The organism is Levilactobacillus tongjiangensis, assembly GCF_003946345.1.
Taxonomy (GTDB): domain Bacteria; phylum Bacillota; class Bacilli; order Lactobacillales; family Lactobacillaceae; genus Levilactobacillus; species Levilactobacillus tongjiangensis.
Genome location: NZ_RHNY01000007.1, coordinates 48,761 through 65,782 on the forward strand (window position 1 = coordinate 48,761; position 17,022 = coordinate 65,782).

15 protein-coding genes and 1 pseudogene are annotated in these 17,022 nt (G+C 48.4%); 11 read left to right on the plus strand and 5 right to left on the minus strand.

The window, feature by feature from the left end; all coding sequences use genetic code 11:
• Positions 1 to 263 precede the first annotated feature (263 nt).
• Both EKM75_RS05460 and EKM75_RS05465 read left to right on the plus strand, forming a co-directional pair.
• Positions 264 to 929 carry a histidine phosphatase family protein gene (locus tag EKM75_RS05460; RefSeq protein ID WP_125692777.1) on the plus strand — a complete coding sequence of 222 codons (666 nt, stop codon included), beginning with the start codon at positions 264 to 266 and terminating at the stop codon, positions 927 to 929.
• 16 nt (positions 930 to 945) lie between these two features.
• Positions 946 to 1,380, plus strand: a complete 435-nt coding sequence (locus EKM75_RS05465; RefSeq protein WP_125692945.1) for a GNAT family N-acetyltransferase — start codon at positions 946 to 948, stop codon at positions 1,378 to 1,380.
• A 1,018-nt stretch (positions 1,381 to 2,398) separates the two neighbouring features.
• Here the strand turns inward: EKM75_RS05465 and EKM75_RS05470 are convergent.
• Complete coding sequence (locus tag EKM75_RS05470; protein ID WP_125692779.1) at positions 2,399 to 2,890, minus strand: C40 family peptidase; 492 nt, start codon at positions 2,888 to 2,890, stop codon at positions 2,399 to 2,401.
• Positions 2,891 to 3,091: 201 nt separating this feature from the next.
• Here EKM75_RS05470 and EKM75_RS05475 point away from each other — a divergent pair, with 201 nt between their 5' ends.
• The 3 genes from EKM75_RS05475 (at position 3,092) to EKM75_RS05485 (ending at position 5,730) form a co-directional block, all read left to right on the plus strand.
• Positions 3,092 to 3,568, plus strand: coding sequence for a MerR family transcriptional regulator (locus EKM75_RS05475; protein WP_125692781.1), 477 nt, complete (start codon positions 3,092 to 3,094; stop codon positions 3,566 to 3,568).
• 177 nt (positions 3,569 to 3,745) lie between these two features.
• Positions 3,746 to 4,282: a PadR family transcriptional regulator gene (locus EKM75_RS05480; RefSeq protein WP_125692783.1), complete on the plus strand. Its 537-nt coding sequence runs from the start codon at positions 3,746 to 3,748 to the stop codon at positions 4,280 to 4,282.
• Positions 4,283 to 4,284: 2 nt separating this feature from the next.
• Positions 4,285 to 5,730, plus strand: coding sequence for an MFS transporter (locus EKM75_RS05485; RefSeq protein ID WP_125692785.1), 1,446 nt, complete (start codon positions 4,285 to 4,287; stop codon positions 5,728 to 5,730).
• A 102-nt stretch (positions 5,731 to 5,832) separates the two neighbouring features.
• On the opposite strand, the gene EKM75_RS05490 is transcribed toward EKM75_RS05485, so the two are convergent.
• On the minus strand, positions 5,833 to 8,586 hold the full coding sequence (locus tag EKM75_RS05490; RefSeq protein ID WP_125692787.1) for an MMPL family transporter: 2,754 nt from the start codon (positions 8,584 to 8,586) through the stop codon (positions 5,833 to 5,835).
• 200 nt (positions 8,587 to 8,786) lie between these two features.
• Here EKM75_RS05490 and EKM75_RS05495 point away from each other — a divergent pair, with 200 nt between their 5' ends.
• Both EKM75_RS05495 and EKM75_RS05500 read left to right on the plus strand, forming a co-directional pair.
• Positions 8,787 to 9,029 (plus strand): hypothetical protein, encoded by a 243-nt coding sequence (locus EKM75_RS05495; RefSeq protein WP_125683113.1) that lies wholly within the window; start codon positions 8,787 to 8,789, stop codon positions 9,027 to 9,029.
• A 142-nt stretch (positions 9,030 to 9,171) separates the two neighbouring features.
• Entirely contained in the window at positions 9,172 to 10,149 is a 978-nt protein-coding gene (locus tag EKM75_RS05500; RefSeq protein ID WP_125692789.1) for a linear amide C-N hydrolase, read from the plus strand.
• On the opposite strand, the gene EKM75_RS05505 is transcribed toward EKM75_RS05500, so the two are convergent.
• Positions 10,142 to 11,134, minus strand: a complete 993-nt coding sequence (locus tag EKM75_RS05505) for a YdcF family protein (RefSeq protein WP_125692791.1) — start codon at positions 11,132 to 11,134, stop codon at positions 10,142 to 10,144. The genes EKM75_RS05500 and EKM75_RS05505 overlap by 8 nt on opposite strands.
• Positions 11,135 to 11,287: 153 nt before the next feature.
• On the opposite strand from EKM75_RS05505, the gene EKM75_RS05510 reads away from it, so the two are divergent.
• Positions 11,288 to 11,923: a glycoside hydrolase family 73 protein gene (locus tag EKM75_RS05510; protein WP_125692793.1), complete on the plus strand. Its 636-nt coding sequence runs from the start codon at positions 11,288 to 11,290 to the stop codon at positions 11,921 to 11,923.
• A gap of 448 nt (positions 11,924 to 12,371) precedes the next feature.
• Here the strand turns inward: EKM75_RS05510 and EKM75_RS05515 are convergent, their stop codons facing one another.
• Positions 12,372 to 13,685 (minus strand): serine hydrolase, encoded by a 1,314-nt coding sequence (locus tag EKM75_RS05515; RefSeq protein WP_125692795.1) that lies wholly within the window; start codon positions 13,683 to 13,685, stop codon positions 12,372 to 12,374.
• A 213-nt stretch (positions 13,686 to 13,898) separates the two neighbouring features.
• Between EKM75_RS05515 and EKM75_RS05520 the strand changes: the two genes are divergently transcribed.
• From EKM75_RS05520 to EKM75_RS05530, 3 genes and pseudogenes are all read left to right on the plus strand, one after another.
• A complete protein-coding gene (locus EKM75_RS05520; RefSeq protein ID WP_125692797.1) occupies positions 13,899 to 14,717 on the plus strand; it encodes a TerC family protein in 819 nt (272 codons plus the stop codon).
• A gap of 96 nt (positions 14,718 to 14,813) precedes the next feature.
• Complete coding sequence (locus EKM75_RS05525) at positions 14,814 to 15,437, plus strand: MucBP domain-containing protein (RefSeq protein WP_125692799.1); 624 nt, start codon at positions 14,814 to 14,816, stop codon at positions 15,435 to 15,437.
• Between the two features lie 15 nt (positions 15,438 to 15,452).
• A pseudogene (locus tag EKM75_RS05530) lies at positions 15,453 to 16,337 on the plus strand (NAD(P)-dependent oxidoreductase); the annotation flags it as partial.
• A gap of 250 nt (positions 16,338 to 16,587) precedes the next feature.
• Here EKM75_RS05530 and EKM75_RS05535 read toward each other — a convergent pair.
• Positions 16,588 to 17,019 carry a GNAT family N-acetyltransferase gene (locus tag EKM75_RS05535; RefSeq protein WP_125692803.1) on the minus strand — a complete coding sequence of 144 codons (432 nt, stop codon included), beginning with the start codon at positions 17,017 to 17,019 and terminating at the stop codon, positions 16,588 to 16,590.
• Between the last annotated feature and the right edge of the window lie 3 nt (positions 17,020 to 17,022).

Genomic DNA, 17,022 nt, shown 5'->3' on the forward strand with positions numbered 1-17,022 from the left:
TCTGGCCCATATTTTTTTGAAACGTTCCACGTAATTTCGCTCCTTCGTTTACGGATAAGTAGTCCTATTTTACCATAGTTACGGGTGTTATAGGTTGCCCTCCGTTTTTGGCACATTTTCATCATCGTAGCAAATTGGGACGGGCCTTGACGCTTTCGGGAGGAAGTTTAGGAAAATTTTAAGTGGGTTGCGAAATTGTAACCGCTATCGCAGAATAATTTGGTACACTAGAGGTAATTCAGACGGAAAGGTGTGGAAACGTTATGAACAAGCAAATCACGCTTTATTTGGTTCGGCACGGCCAAACTTATTTCAACATCTATAACAAATTACAGGGTTGGAGCAATTCTCCGCTGACGGATGCGGGAATCGCGGACGCCAAGGGGGCCGGTGAACGGCTCAAGGATGTCCAGTTTGCCGCAGCTTACTGTAGTGACACCACGCGGGCTGAGCAAACGGCTCGGACCATCTTAGCGGCGAACCTGTCGCAACCATCCGCTGATCTAACGTCTTCCCATTTCTTCAGAGAAGAGTTTTACGGTTATTACGAGGGAACTGACATGGCTCAGGCGTGGTACGTTGCTGGGGCCCCACACGGTGTTCCGTCGTTTAAAGCAATTGAAGAAAAGTATTCAATTGGTCAGGCGAAAGACTTCTTGAAGGAGGCCGATCCTTTCCGTCAGGCCGAAAATAACGAGGAGTATTGGGCGCGGGTCGACCAGGGGTTTAACATGATTCGGCAGAATCCCATTCTAAAGGATGGCGATAATGTTCTGGTAATCAGTCACGGCAATACGTTGCTTAGTCTGATGGAACGTTATGGTCAGGGGAAGTATGACCTGAGTGTTCGGCCAGCTAACGGGAGTGTGACCAAGCTCTCCTTAACGCCCGATGACATTAAAGTATTGAGTTATAATCAGAAAGATTAGGAGCGAGGACGATTTGATGGAATGTAGAATGGCTTGGGGTAAAATGAACCCCGTCTATGATGATGCCTTAGGTATCCGTAAGGACGTTTTTATTGAAGAACAGGGGATTGACCCCCGCGACGAGTTAGATGGCGCTGACGAGGATAAGATGCACTACGTGGGCTACGTGGATGATAAACCAGTCACGACGGCCAGAATTGATATGCTGGCTGGGAATCGTGTCAAGATTCAACGAGTGGCTACGGTGGCTGACGAACGCCAACACGGGTATGCTGGAGAACTCATTAAGCAGATCATCAGCGATGCCAAGAAGTCTGATGTCAGTCGGATCGAGCTGGATGCCCAATTGACTGCGCTAAATTTCTACCAGCAACTGGGATTTGAACCAGTGAGCGAGCCATTTGAAGAAGCTGGTATTCAACACCGGACGGTTCAGTATCAAGTTAAATAGGTTTTGTAAATTGATGAAGGATGCGTGATCGGATTGATTGCGCATCCTTTTTACTGTTGTGAGTTGTGATGTAATTGCCGCCTCCGGCAGCCAGAACTGGGGCTCAGCCGTGGGGACCGGATAAAGCCATAGGGCGGTCTTTATCCTCGGTTTGAAGCCTCGAAAAACCCACCGAGTCTTCAAACACGTTCCACGCTGTGAGTCCGAAAAAAACGCGAACTAACACCGTCGACACCGCTGAGCTCCAGTCATTTACAATAATTGCCACCTCCGGCAGCCAGGACTAGGGCTCAGCGTGGGGACCGGATAAAGCCAAAGGGCGGTCTTTATCCTCGATTTGAAGCCTCGGAAACCCCACCGAGTCTTCAAACGCGTCCCACGCTGTAAGTCCGCAAAAACGCGAACTAACACCGTCGACACCGCTGAGCCCCAGTCCAGACTACCTCCGGCTCCAATGGTTGTGAAGGACGGAGTCAATCTTGTGAGTTTAACTAGCAGTTAGCTTAATGTTACTGAGGTTGGGCGATCGTCCTAGGTATTGATATTGATGATAGTCTGGTCAGTCAGTCAGTCTGTTACGGTTGTTAGACGAGTATTGAACGGTTGCTCTTAATTAAATAAGAGATAGCAATTGATCAGCTATGGTGCCATGTTTACGTGAGCATACACCAACCGCCAATTATCATATTTTTCGGTTACATTTAAGACAGTCTAAGCCGGAGGTGGACAGGGTGGGCCAGCCGTGAAAATAGCGTTAGCTAGCGTTCCTTGCTAGGTTAGGCTATGGGCGACTTTGAAGACACGGGTTTATCGTGGCTTCAAATCGAGCGAGAAGCCCAGTCTTTGGTTGAAGTGTCCCCACAGTGGGCTTACTCTGTCCCCCGGAGCGCGCCAATAGTAAACTGATTTTGAATAAAAAAATCGCGTTGCCATAAGCCAAATGCTTATGCGCAACGCGATAATACTTTAACGTTCAGTTGATTTCATGAGGTGTTTGTTTACTGAACTATGAAACGGGTTAATCGGCGTCAGTAGCAACCGGCGTGTTAACACGTGCGTAACCAACAGCGTGCCACCATGGGGCATGAACGGCTTCGCGAACGACACCACGGTTTTGAGCATCGATCATCTTACCCTTGCCAATGTACATCCCAACGTGGGAGATAGAGTACGTGCTACCACCGAAGAAGACTAAGTCACCCTTCTTGATATTCTTGTAAGTGACGTGCTTCAACGAGTTGTATTGTGCTTGAGCGGTCCGTGGCAACGTAACCTTGGCACCCTTTTTGTAGATGTAACCAGTAAAACCTGAGCAATCAAATGATGAAGGACCAGTAGCACCGTAGACGTAACGTGCGCCTAAGTGAGACTTAGCAACCTTGTACACTGAGCTGAAGCTAGTCGTACTCTTGGTAGCTGCGGAAGCGGACGTTGTCGTACCGGCGTTAAATGCAAAGAAACCTGCGAAAACTAATGCTGCTGTTGCAATTGTTTTAATAACTTTCTTCATTGTTATAAACACCCCTCATGAAATTTACATCTATAAGAGTACCAATGTAATGTGACAATCATGTAACAGCGCAATTGCAAAGCCGTTAAATGTCTTAAACAAATCGTTACTTTTCGCAATAAACTTGCAATTTAAGCGGTTTACTTGGTAAAATCTAACATAATTGGTAAGCAAGTTTACAAGCATGAGGAGGAGAACATCGTGGCTAAATTTACGGAGGAAGTACGGGAATTTTTTGATATTCGTCGGTTGGTTTTTCGAATTGGGGAACTGGCTGCGATGACCGATGTATCAGCTAGACAGTTGCGCTACTGGGAAAAGAAGGGACTCATTGCGTCGGAAGAACGTGAAGATGGCCAACAGGCTCGGGTCTACACCTTCAAAACGTTCGTTCGGGTTTCGATGATTAAGTACTACTTGGACACCGGTTATACACTCGCCGCAGCTGGGAAATTAGCTGCTGAACGGCAAGACCGGGTGCAATACATTCATCGCTTTATTACAAGGGGCATGCGGGGAATGGCTCAGGTGGATGGCCAAATGGCGATTAATCTTGGCCCGTTTGATGAGACAAAAACGTTGATGGCACTGATTCCGGAGGCTGATACTGACGCCGTTCATTACAAGTTGTTACCAAATGAAGAGGCACAACGGGTCACACAAAACACACCGGCATAAATCAAAAATTACAACGTAAGTTACTTATGTTACAAATGAAATATTTCTTCAGCAGGTTCTGGGATGAAAGTCTCAGAACCTTTTTTATGGCCACGTTTAGTTAACTGAATTTCTACAAAATTCCCTTGGCATGTATCTGGCCGATATATTATACTTTAGGTCGAGGAGTTGAAGAGCATGTATGATTTATTTGTTTTGGGCCAATTAATGGATCAAGACATGACGGGCTATCAGCTACGGAAGGCGTTGAAAGCGGTCGTTGGTACTGAACAAACGATGAGCTATGGGGTGCTGTATCCGTTGCTGGAACGTTTAGCCATGGCAGGGTCTTTGCAGCTGACTACTGAACAGACGGCAGCACGGACAAAAAAATGGGCAGCCATTACGGAAGCTGGCCGCCGTTCTTTTCATCAGCTGGTTCTGACACCAGTCGTCATTAATAAGCAAGCCCAGTTGATGTTTCAAATAAAATGCAGCTGTTTACACCTATTAAGGACTGCGGAAAAGGTGACCATTTTACAGGATTTTCACGCATTTACGCAGGGGCAATTGGTGCAGCTGCGTGAGATTCAAGCGTATTTCAAGGACCGACCACGGATGCAACCCAATGATGTGGTCGATGAATTACAGATCAATCAGTTACAACAATTAAGAGCACAGGCGCAGGCGGATTGGATAACCAGCCGGCTAGCGTCTCTGACTGAGGGAGAGTAAGCATGGCAAGAAAGAATTTTACGGATGATCCACAAATCCAACAACATCGCTGGTGGATTTTGGTGGCAGTATGCTTGTTTATTTTTATGTCAACGTTGGATGGTAGTATTGTTAACATTGCCTTACCCGTAATGAGTAAGGACATGGCGATTCCCATGAATCAAGCGGAGTGGGTGGTTTCCATCTACTTAATTATCATTTGTGCACTACTGCTATTATTTGGGAAGTTGGGAGATACTCGTGGGAAGATCCGTATCTTTAAGCTGGGGTCTATCCTCTTTACCGTGGGGTCATTGCTCTGTGGATTCAGTGTTAGCTTGCCGTTCCTATTGGGTGGTCGAGCAGTTCAAGCCGTAGGGGCGGCGATGACCATGGCGACCAGTAACGGGATTATTACAGAAGTTTTTCCTTTTAGTGAACGCGGACGGGCTTTAGGGATGATTGGCTCGTTTGTTGCCTTGGGGAGTATTGCTGGTCCTGGAATTGGTGGAATTATCCTGGCCCACCTCAGTTGGGGATATATTTTTTGGATTAACGTGCCTGTCGGAATCGTAGCCCTTTTGCTAGGACAACGAATCTTGCCCCGTGATTTGATTGTGACCAAAGAGGCCATCGATATTCCTGGTGCAAGCTCGTTTGCTGTATTGATGGTGAGCCTGTTTGCCGGCGTCTTTATTGGTCAGGAGGTTGGATTTGGGCGACCAATGATTCTTGGTCTATTTGTCATTGCCGAGTTTGCCTTGATTTTCTTCATTCGCGTTGAGTTGCGAGTGGCCGACCCAATCTTGGCATTACATTTGTTTCAGAACAGAGAGTTTTCTATCAGTATTCTCTGTGCCTTCCTAATTTTTGTGGCGAACTTTTTCTTCAACGTCATTGCACCGTTCTACCTAGAAAATGCGCGGGGCATGGCCGCCAATTACGCGGGGTATGCGCTGATGACTTTTCCCATTGTGCAAGTAGTCGTGGCACCGATTGCCGGTGCTGTTTCGGATAAGATTGGGCCTGAGCGATTGACGTTTGTCGGCCTGATTCTCATTTCTATCAGTCAAGTTGGGTACATGTTAGCCAATCTCGTGACGCCGTTGTGGGTCTTCATGTTCTTCATCGGTCTGGTTGGCTTGGGTAACGGGATCTTCATGTCACCCAATAACTCGATTGTCATGAGTTCGGTGCCGGTTCAAAACTTGGGGGTTGCTGGGAGTATCAACGCTCTAGCCCGAGAACTGGGCATGGTTATTGGTATTTCCATTGCCACGACGGTCCTCTTCTCGGCGATGGGCCACTATGCAGGCCATCACGTGACCGCCTATTTACCTAGCCATCCTGAGATTTTCATCGCTGGTATGCGGGTGGCGTTCATGGTATCTTTGGCCATTTGCCTGGTTGCCACGGTTGTTACGGGCTGGCGAATGTTTAGCCACCGGTCGGGCAAACTAGCTGACTAAGACACAATCGCAACAGGATAAGTCACTTTAGTTGGGCGGATTAGCACACGTCAAAAAAGGCTCACCACAATTTCTGCGGTGAGCCTTTTAGGTTACTTAAGCTTATTTAGTTTCTTTGTCTTTCTTAGTAGGCCGGTCAGCGCGTCGTTGCCGACGGAACTGATGAGGCTTTTGAGCGGGAATGATAACTGACAGTTTCCCGAATGAGGATGCCATCAGTGGCAGTGCCAAGTTGAAGATGATTGCCGTAAAGATGGTAATCAGGGTAACCGCCGTTAACGTTTGTGATTCAGCAGCTAAGAGCCCGAGTACCCCGGCAATGATGATAAACAGGGAGTGTCGCATCGTTTGGCCAACTTCATGAATACCAGGAAGTAACCAATCAAGCAACGGTGCATCATTTAGTCGGTAACTCAACGCTAACTGGGTCAGTTCCACAACTGCGAGAACCGTCAGTGGGACGAATGCCAGCAGGGGAACCTGCCAGTTGAAGTCGCCATCGCCGGTCAACCACTTCATAATGAGGTGGGTCAGTTGGTAACTAGCCAATGTTGATGCCAGGAACGTTAAGAACCAGTAGCTGGCTTGCAAGAGGGACCGACTGAAGATGATCAGCAAGAGTAACGTAATGCCGAAGACTAACAGGAGCACTCTTGGTAGGTCGTGCTGGTATTGATTTTGGATGGTGGCCATCGTGACTGGTTGGCCAGTGAAGGTCAACGTTGAGCCTGCCAGGACGGTTCCACGTAATTGACTGGTAGCTACCTGACGTAGTTGGTCCAGAGTTTTGGCCGTGTTCTTAGCGTTAGGTTCTTGCTTCAACGTAATCGTCAGGTACGTGGACTTCACATTTTGGTTCGTGAAGTTAGCCATGGATTGCTGGAAGTCACCGCTAGCCAATTGAGTTGGTGTGAGGTAGAGGGCCTTAGCAGCTTCAGACGTTTGCAAGCCACCTAGATAGGTGTACATCTTGTTCAACGTCTTTTGCATGCTAACAACTTGCTTCCGAGAACTCTTCAGGCTATCGTTAACGGCCTTCAAAGTATCGGCGTAGTTACTCAAGTTGGAGTGGGCGGTCGTTGCATCGGTATTTGACGTATTAACGCCCGTAGACAGGGTGGTCAACGTACTCAATGCTGAGTTTAACTCGGTGTTGACAGCGTTCAATTGGGCAATGTAGCTGGTAACCTTCTTGGAGGCACTGCTACTGCCGGAAGCATTTGAACGGGATAAAGCACTTTGTAAGGATGTTTGTAACGTGCTGCTGTCGCTGACCAAGCCATTGGTCTTGGTGGTCAGTGATTGAAGTCGTTTAACTTCCTTATTCAAGTCCTTTTGACGGAGGTTGGAGCTGTCAGACTTCAGATCGTTACGAACGGTCCCAAGCTGGCCAACAACACCAGTCAAGTCTTCGTTCAACGTGCTCAACTGATTGGAAACGTAGTACTGGGTGATTGGCTGACCACCGGGTTGCGTGACCGACGTAACGGAAGCAACACCAGGTTGGGCCCGCAACTTTTTGGTTAAATTATCTAATTGGAACAGTTGATTTTGATTGTCCAAGCGCTTGTTGGTTTGCAGGTAGAGGGTCACAGGAGTGGCCTTTCCTTGACCAAAGTGTGCGCTTAATACCCGAGCACCCTGCACGGCTTGATTATTCGGAATATCTTGCGAGTTGTTGTAACTTAATTGATTACGGTAACCATAGGCAAATGGACCGGCAAGGTAGAGGACTGCCAGAACGGCAATCCAAGGTTGCCAAAGACCAAAGCGGGCAAGACTATGCCAAAGCTTGTGGTCCTTGAGTGCTGGCCGCGTTTTCTTTGGCCAGAACAGGCTGTTACCCAGCATTCCAGTAAAGACAGGAATCAGAGTGACACTGGCGATCCCAGTAATGGCAAAACCAATCCCGAGTAAGCCAAAGGCCCGAATGGTTGAGAAGTCGAAGAGCATTAAGCTCCCAAATGCTAAGGTTAATGTCAGGGTACTGATCAGAATCCGGTAACCCAGGTTCTGAACAACTTCTGTCGTAGCAACCTGACTTGCTTCACCATCGTCAACGCGGTTCCGTAGTTCGCGGAAGAACCAGAAGCTCGTCAAAAGGGTGAAGAGGCTGATGCCCATCAACAGGAAAATCGGCGTAAATTCAGAGTACGCAAAGTTCCAGTGGTAAGCCAGGTTAGTTGCCAAGCTCAGTGTGGAGATATAACTGATTAAAATGGCTAGGAACGTGATGATAGGGGCAATGATTGAGGCGAATAAAATCCCCATGGCAACTAAGGCAATCAGTAACGTCATCAGGATAACAATTAACGTGTATGATGCAATGTGTTCATTGGCTGCGTCACTAACGATTTCAGGACTTGTTACGTAGGTGTTCAAGCCAATGGTCGAAATCTGACTGGAAAGTTGATCGGTGATTTGCCGAACAGTTCCCTGATTATGACTGACCTCTAGCTGAACAACTTCGGTCGACTGGTCCTTAGAGAAAAGTTGCGGTCTTGCGGTTGGTGTATTCGTCATCGTGGTAACTTTCTTGACGCCGTAATACGTCGAACGCTTTTGCAATTCCGTTACAGACTTGTCAATTGCACTAAGTTGCTTAGCGGTTAACTTGCCGTCCGGGTTATTGTAGACCGCATTCACGGTGTAGGTCCCGTTTAAATTACGCCCCCAAGTGTTCTTGATCTGGGTCGCTTTTACGGGTTGACTCGTATTTGCCAATTGTGGCTGGCCATCATACTGAATGATGGTGCTGACGTTTGGTAGGGTAATAATGGCCGCGAAGACCACGATCAACCAGAATACGAGTGCAAAGATTCGGTTGTGGTGAAGCTTTCTTATCCGTTCTTGCATATGTAGTCTGAGTCCTCTCTATGTAATCAATTTCCCGCCGTGCAAGCAGGGTGTAGTCCATGTTTAATTTTACCATAATAGGAAAAATTGGGGCTGTTTTCAGGTGGATTTAAGAAAAGTTAAGAAACTCTTTAGTTGACTTAAAATTCTCAACCGGTAAAGTAGGGAATCGCGAATTCAATTAGAAAGAAGCGAACACCATGTCAAAACACCATCAATCTTATCAAAGTCCGTTCGCAGCAATGTTGACGGAACAACGTTTTCCCTTTGCCAGTCAATTGGCAGCTAAGGCCCACCTTGACCCCAGCCAAGTTATGTTCGCTTACTTACAGATCACAGCAAACGTGCCCACGACGTTAGCAGCCGTTCCCCGCCAAAAAGAAATTGACCGACGGTTCCAGCAATTTTTGACGGACGCTGCTAAGCCGGTGACTGACGATTAACTAGAGGCGAAATGGTTGAAGCGGTCCGTTGATTCGCGTAAACTGGATTAACCATTAAAAAGTTACTTAACAAACTAGGCCAGCTGATCAAATAATTGTGAGCTTATCGAAGTTCGGGTAGCCATGAAGGAGGAAGATACCTGTGTGTACCAGCATTTTACAGATTGCGAAGGACGGTAGCCACATTTTGGCGCGAACCATGGACTGGCACGCATTGTACGTGCAGCCGCTGTTTGTTCCGCGGGATTATCAGTGGGAGAGTGTGTACGATAATCACGTACACACCAACAAATACGCCATGATTGGTGGCGGTGGCGCCCACCATCACGAAATTGATGTGTCCGATGGCGTCAACGAGATGGGGTTGAGCGTGCAAAAGTTAACGTTCGCTAATGGCTCCAACTTAGTTGATAAACCCACTTACGGCCAAGTTCACTTGGCACCTTACGAATTTTCCTTCTACTTGCTGGGACATTACGCTTCCGTTGCTGACATTGAGGAACACATTGATGAAATTCAATTGATGAGCGGCAAATACGCTGTCAATGAGATTGGTGATTCCGAACTCCATTTTGCAGTGGTCGACCGGACGGGCCGGACCGTGGTTATTGAACCGACCCATTTTCCCATGCGTGTGCGGGAGAATCCGTTAGGCGTGGTGACCAACAGTAAAGACTTTGAGCTTCAACTTGAGCGCCTCGGTCAGTACGTTAACTATACCGATGACTTTGAAGCCGGGACGTTACCGCTTAACGCGACGCGGGTCTCCACTGGGCGTTTTTCTGGCAAGCCAGTTCCCAGCGGGTCCTTTACGCCGGGTGGCCGGTTTGTCCGGGCGGCTTATTATAAAGAACGTGCCGACTTACCAACCGATGAACCAGGAGCAATCGTCAGCGCGTGGCACCTCTTGAACAGTGTCACGGTACCGAAGAGTCATCAATACCGGCCAACCTACTCGGTTTATCGAGCGGCAACTTGTTGTGAGTCATTGACGTATTACTTTCAACCATACAATCGACTCGGTTTAGTTCAGTTAAAATTGACCCCAGAGATGTTGACTTGGACGGAGCCTAAGTTCTACAAAGTTGCCAATCAACTGACGGTCACACCGCTCAACTGATCAGTAGGAGCCACAGCACATTAGCAGTCAAGAAACCTACCAACACTCCCCGATGTAAGCGAGGATGCAACATGATGATGGCTAAAAATTCACGAGCCCAGGCACCCGGTAAATAAGACCAGCGGACGTGGGCTGGGTAGCCACCAATTCGAAGGCCGAGTTCACTAGCCAGATGTTCTGCACGGAATAAGTGATAGTTACTGGTGACGATGATGACTTTCCCACCGCCATCGGGTAATTGGGACCATAGCCGCTGACTGTACAAGACATTGGACAGGGTGTTCGTGGCTTGTTTTTCTTCGATAATGTCCTTGGCATCCCAGCCACGGGCGACTAGATAGGCTGCCATCGCCGTTGACTCGGGACACGTTTCATCAGGACCCTGCCCACCAGAAACAATCATGGTGGGCTTTTTGGTTTGACGTTGAGCAAACGCTAGTGCCGTATCCAAGCGACTGCCGAGCACCCGGCCAATCTGGTCACCATGCTGGAGGCCGGCTCCTAAGACGAGCAGGGTATCCGCCCGTTTAGCCCGCCACCAATCAGCGCGCAAGGCGCCCAAGACGCTAGCGGCGAAGAGAATTCCCAGGTAGGTACTGAAGGCGGGGATGAAGGTTAACCACGGCCAGAATGAGGAGCCAAAGTGGCCGCTGTTTAGGCTGTACCCCCAACCCACTGCAAGAATTACCCATAGCCAGATGCCAGCAATTAGACCGTACGTGAGGTGTTCTTGTTTGCGGAAGACCAGGTGTGGGGCATTGAGAATCAAAAGTAGGGTGAAGATTCCCAGACCACCGACCAGCGCGATTAATGTCCAGCCGACGTGCGCCAATACCTGTGCCCAGAGATGCTTCGAAAAACTGGCAACGATGATGATCAGCGCGCAACTGACCGTGGTGACCACAGCACTGGTTAAGCCGCGGGGTTGCCAAAAGGTAAAGAGCGCGGTGAGACAGACTAGCAAAACGATGGTACTAAGAACCATTTTGACACCCCCTTAAAGGTTAAGATTTATTGACACTTTCAGATTCTTCTATTTCTGGTGAGAATCTTGTTATAATGAGAAATACTGGCCTGCGTTCGCTGAATGCAGGGCAGACACAATTAAGTCTATTATAACGGAATTGGAGGGACCAAGGTGGCTAAACGGCGAAGAAAACCTAGGAATGCAAGAAAACGACGACCAAGCTCTGCTAGAGCAACCTGGATTTTTGTCCTGGTCCTGCTGGTCTTGGGTGGTGGCATGTTGATGAAGGACCACATTCAAGCGGTGGTACAGCCACAACCAACCGCTCATCAAGTGACGGTTAAACCGGTTTCTGGTGAGACGCCAGCGCAACAAGCGTTTATTCAGAAGGTCGCCACGCCGGCCGTAAAGGTTTATCGCAAAAATGGCCAGGTCCTGCCCAGCATCGTGATTGCCCAGAGCATTCTGGAGTCGAGTTGGGGAACGTCCAAAATCTTTCAGCAGGCGAATAATCCCTTTGGTATCAAGGGAAGTTATCATGGTAAGACCGGGTCGTTCGTGACACACGAGTACGTGAATGGGGAACGGATCAAGATTCACGCTAACTTCCGAATTTATCCCAATCTAACGGTTGCCATCCAGGATCACGACAATGTCTTAAAAAGCCGCTATCTACCGCAACCAGCGAAGAATTATCAAGAAGCTTCGCAGAAATTGCAGGCCGGTGGGTACGCCACTGATCCCGATTACGCGCAAAAGCTCAATAGCTTGATTGTCAGCTATAAATTAAATCAATTTGATAAATGATGCGGCGTTGTTTGCCGCTTAGCTTAACTAAGAAGGACCTGAGATACGTATGTATCCCAGGTCCTTTTGAACTTTAGTATGGTTTGACGCTCTCCGGACGCCAGGGATTCCGCCAGCTGTGGGGACGCTTCAGCCAAAAAGCGAGCTTCTCGCTCGATTTGAAGCTACGAAGAACCCGTATCTTCAAATGCGTCCGTGGTGTAAACTGGCAAAAATCACCAGTTACCGCCACTTTCACAGCTGACTATATCCCTGGCCTCCTCCGGCTTCGATTGCGTTTAACACGGTAGCTGCTGAAAATTTTACACGCACTGTTTTATTTACAAACCAATCGATGGTAGCGGAATACCGTGTAAGCCGAGAGGTCGCCAGATATGGGCTCAGGCGCGTCCGCACCGTTCCAGCCCATATCTGGCGACCGGTAAGGTGGGAGGGTACACACAGTTTCTTAATTCTCGTTGTAGTACCGGGCCAAATCATAGAGGGTGGTGGCCAACGTGTTGATTGACTTAGTTGGGCCCTGGTTGGCAAAGAGAATCACACCAGACTTATTGCCTTCTGAACCGTAGAGAATAGTGTTGTAGCCGGAACCACTGAGAGCGCCGCGGACACGCTTGATACCACCACTGTAGTGGTACAGGCCGCCGGCGTAACTTAATTTGTAGTTGTCCGAGAGGGCGTAATATTGGCTCTTGGTTAAGATTTTGCCATTACGGAGACCCTTTTGAATCTTGTAGTAATCCTCTGTCGTTGAGTAATAGTTACCCGCACCCAACAGTGAGGACATGAGTTTTTGTGAGACACCATTGGCAACATTGTTTTGGCCATTGGTGTAGCTGTATCCGCTGGCAACAACACTCGCACTAGGTAAGTTATCCCAGGCAAAGGTATGCTTGAGCTTTAAGGGTTGAATAATCCTTTTTTGAACTAATGTATCGTAGTTCTGACCGGTGACCTTGGAAGCCACGCCAGCTAACAGGGTGTAGTTGGCGTTGGTGTAGTTAAAGCCTTGGGTTCCGGTGACTTTGAGCTGCCCCAACGTATAGTTGATTTCTGAAGCTTGGGTAGTGAGTAGCGAACCAGGTGTCGATTCGTCCATGTCGATGCCGGAACGGTGATTTAAAAGTTGGCGTAATGTGATACTGCCGCTGCTTCGAACGCTGGGGTAGTATTTACTGAGCTTGTCATTGAGGGAAAGCTTACCACTTGCCGCCAATTGTTCGATGATGGCCCCCGTCATGACTTTCTGAAGGGAGGCAATTGGGAACAAAGTATTGGCGTTATTGGCGAGCTTACTAGTGGCGTCGGCATAACCCACGCTGACGTGACTGGCCCCACTCGAGTAGTTGTTAAAGAGCATCGCGCGCCCTTGAACATGGTAATTCTGCAGCAAAGCCGCTGCGTTTTGCGAACGACTGTACTTTTGGAGGGCCTTTTGATTGACCCAACCAATCGTTTTGCCGTACCAGGCAAACTTGACGTAAGTACTCCCATCGGATAGCTTGGCGGTCTGGGTCACCTTGACGAACCGGTGCTGCCAGTTCTTACCACTAGCATCGCGGGTCTTTGCAGACCGTTGCGTGTAATAAGGCGCGTAGTAATAAATACCGTCATTCCGGCTACCTTGATTGACGAACCGGGCGTTATAACTGGTCTTGGTCGTCGCTGTAATCTGTAAGTAGCTCTTCGCAAATACTGATTGGGCGGGTAAGCAGCCAGCAACCAGTAAGATTGTCCCGATAAGTAATACAAGCTTTTTCAAAGTAATCATCCATTTCCCCTTAGAGTATCTTTCATCTTACCGCGATTTAGTTGCGGTTGCGTAACAGATACGTAGCGGTTTGGTAACATTTTGAACGTTTTAAGCTATATATGAGTAAATTCAACTTACTAATAGGGCAAGTTAGTTTGCGAATGATTGACTTAATGTGTCGCATGTTAACGGAGAGTGTGGTAAACTAATGCAAAATAATTTATGCAGTTTAAGGAGCTGACGCAAGCGTTGCTACATTTTCTTGGCCAATTGTACGGGCCATTCTTTGATATTCACAATTGGGAAACAGTGATTACTTCGGGAAACGACTGGCTCATCATCTTTTCATTGGTGTTGATCGAGTGTTTGTTGTCCGTGGACAATGCTGTGGTCCTTGCCGCGCAGACACAGTCCTTGCCTACCAAAAAGGAGCAGGAAGAATCCCTGTTCTATGGGATTTGGGGGGCATATATCTTCCGGTTCATCATCATTGGACTGGGAACTTACCTGATTAATTTCTGGGAAATCAAGGTCATCGGGGCTTTGTACCTAGTCTTCCTAGTCTTCCAGTACTTCACTAAGACGCGGGTAAAACATACGCGCAAATTAGTGAAGGATAAAAAACGTCGATTACTACCACTGTTTTGGTCGGTAGTCTTACAGATTGAAATGATGGATATTATTTTCTCCGTCGATTCTGTCTTGGCCTCACTGGCCATCTCGAATAACCCGGTTATTGTCTTAATTGGGGGCTTGATTGGAATCCTAGCGATGCGGGGTGTGGCTGAGGTCATCATGAAGTTGATGCGCCGGATTCCTGAGCTGGAACCCATGGCCTACATTTTAATCGGCATCATTGCTGTGAAGTTGTTTGTGTCCATTCCGGCAATTGATATTGAGATTCCCGCCACGCTGTTTGGTATCATCGTCTTGGGAGCCATCGTGTTGACGCTATTGATCCACGTGATTCGCAAGCGGCGGCATCCACAGACACAGACCAGTAAGCCAACTAAGAAGACGTCCAATTCAACTGAATCGTAAGTAATTGAGGTGGCCTTGCGGGGCCTCCTTTTTTTTCGCGGATAAGTGGATTCAGGGGTATACTATAGAAAAAATAATAAAATGGGGTTGGTGGCTATGAGTAAGAAATGGCGTAGTTGGTGGTTATTATTGGGCGTGATGGCTCTCGGAATTGCTGGGTTCACAGTGACAGGACAGGCGGCAACCACGGGGAAAGTGGTCGTGACCTATAAAGTGGCTGATGGGACCGTATTGGCACGGAAGACGCTGAAGGGTAAGGTTGGTCATCAGTATAAAACCTCTAAGAAGAACCGGTGGGTGAATCCCCAAATGTACGCGTGGAATCAAAAGCAGCCGCGGCATTATCGGGGGAAGTTTACCAAGAAGACAATACGGGTAACGTATAAATTTCTGACACCAACGGCCTTCTTCCGGCTCTGGGGTGGGGATGGCACACAGATGACCAATATTCAGATGGATGGCAATCATTTGATTTTTGACGTCTCAACCAGTCTGAAGGGCGCCCATTTCTTGCGGGCAACGAACTTCACTAAGGGGAAAGTCACGGTGAACAACAAGTACCGACTGACCCGGGGGAAAGTTTTCAAAGGAAAAATCAGTGATACGACGTTTAAGTCGTTGGTGATTACCAGAAAACGGGTCCAGGCGACATTCTGGGCATATAATAAGCTGTATACGTATAAGTTTACTGCGAAGCCGCTTAAATTAGTGCACCCGTAGTCAAAAAGCTATGTAAAAAGGGAGGTAGCGTTTATGCAAATTGGATTTATTGGGACGGGCGTCATGGGAACTGGGATTGTGAAAAATCTCTTGCAGGCTGGTCGGTCAGTGGTTGTCTTCAACAGAACCAAGGCGCACGCCCAAGCCGTTTTGGACGCCGGGGCAACCTGGGCTGATACGCCGCAAGCTGTCGCTACCCAATCTGATATCGTCATGACGATGGTGGGTTATCCCAGTGATGTGGAAGCCGTTTATACCGGTGATCACGGAATCTTTGCCGGAATTCAAGCTGGCAGTGTGGTGGTCGATATGACGACGAGTACGCCAGCCTTAGCCGTCAAATTAACTGAAATTGCCCATGACCACGATGCTCAAGCACTGGACGCCCCCGTTTCTGGTGGCGACGTCGGGGCTAAGAACGCGACGTTAACGGTCATGGTCGGAGGCGACCAGACCGCATACGACCGGGTCTTGCCAGTCTTTGAACAGTTAGGGCAACGCGTGAGTTATTTTGGCGGCGCAGGTAAGGGTCAGCATACCAAGATGGCCAATCAAATCATGATTGCTGGGACGATGACTGGGCTGACGGAAATGTTGGTCTACGCCAAGGCGGCCGGCTTGAATCTGCCACAGGTGCTCGCCACGTTGAGCAGTGGTGGCGCCGACAACTGGAGCATGGACAATTACGTTCCCCGAATTTTGAAGGGGGATTACACCCCCGGTTTCTTTGCCAAGCATTTCCTCAAGGACTTGCGAATTGCCTTGCAGGAAGCTGATCGGATGGCCCTCGATTTGCCCGCTACCAAGCAAGCCAAGTTGCTCTATGAAGCTATGGTAGAAGACTTTGACCTTGGCGACGATGGGACACAAGGACTGATCAAAACTTACGAACAGAAATAATGACATCAATGTTATTATAATTATATGCAAGAAAGGGTTTGAGACAAAAGTCTCAAACCCTTTCTTGCGCTCCAAACGTATATGGCCGAAACGTGTGACAACAGGCAGTCAACTCCGCTTAACCCCGATAGACAAACAATCCAAGACCGGGATTATTCGTCTATCGACGTTAATGCTCATTGACTAACCGCCTTTTGTCGCACTCTTTCTATTGGTCAAATCTTAACGCAGCCTGCCCACTTTGGTTGAATTAAAAGGTCTTTTTAAGGGTCACCACTGGTGCACCATCTTCATCGAAGGGGTCACCAATTACTTGATAGCCACAGCGTTCGTAGAAACTTTTGGCTGTCAGTTCGCCGTCAATCAGGCCGGAGAGAAAGCCGTGTTTCTTTGCCCAAGCTTCACCGGCTTGAAGAACTTGCCGGCCAATACCCTGACCGCGAAGTTGCTGGCTGGTACAGACCCGGCCGAAACGCATTTCCGTGGCTGACTGGGGTTCTAAGCGCAATGTACCAACGGGCAGTTCTGGCCGTTGGTATGCTACGACGTACAAGCGTTCAGGCGTGTCGCGGTCGTCGAACTCAACGTCGCGGGGGATGCCCCGTTCAGTGACGAAGGTGGCCTGACGTAGGGCCAGAGCGGCTGCTCGATTGAAGGGGGCGTTTGAAATCACAATTTCCATGAT

Coding starts and splice junctions, on each gene's coding strand:
- EKM75_RS05505 (WP_125692791.1), bottom strand. CDS start 11,134: ATGGTTCTTAGTACCATCGTTTTGCTAGTCTGTCTCACCGCGCTCTTT.
- EKM75_RS05480 (WP_125692783.1), top strand. CDS start 3,746: ATGTATGATTTATTTGTTTTGGGCCAATTAATGGATCAAGACATGACG.
- EKM75_RS05525 (WP_125692799.1), top strand. CDS start 14,814: ATGAGTAAGAAATGGCGTAGTTGGTGGTTATTATTGGGCGTGATGGCT.
- EKM75_RS05465 (WP_125692945.1), top strand. CDS start 946: ATGGAATGTAGAATGGCTTGGGGTAAAATGAACCCCGTCTATGATGAT.
- EKM75_RS05490 (WP_125692787.1), bottom strand. CDS start 8,586: ATGCAAGAACGGATAAGAAAGCTTCACCACAACCGAATCTTTGCACTC.
- EKM75_RS05470 (WP_125692779.1), bottom strand. CDS start 2,890: ATGAAGAAAGTTATTAAAACAATTGCAACAGCAGCATTAGTTTTCGCA.
- EKM75_RS05485 (WP_125692785.1), top strand. CDS start 4,285: ATGGCAAGAAAGAATTTTACGGATGATCCACAAATCCAACAACATCGC.
- EKM75_RS05520 (WP_125692797.1), top strand. CDS start 13,899: ATGCAGTTTAAGGAGCTGACGCAAGCGTTGCTACATTTTCTTGGCCAA.
- EKM75_RS05535 (WP_125692803.1), bottom strand. CDS start 17,019: ATGGAAATTGTGATTTCAAACGCCCCCTTCAATCGAGCAGCCGCTCTG.
- EKM75_RS05495 (WP_125683113.1), top strand. CDS start 8,787: ATGTCAAAACACCATCAATCTTATCAAAGTCCGTTCGCAGCAATGTTG.
- EKM75_RS05460 (WP_125692777.1), top strand. CDS start 264: ATGAACAAGCAAATCACGCTTTATTTGGTTCGGCACGGCCAAACTTAT.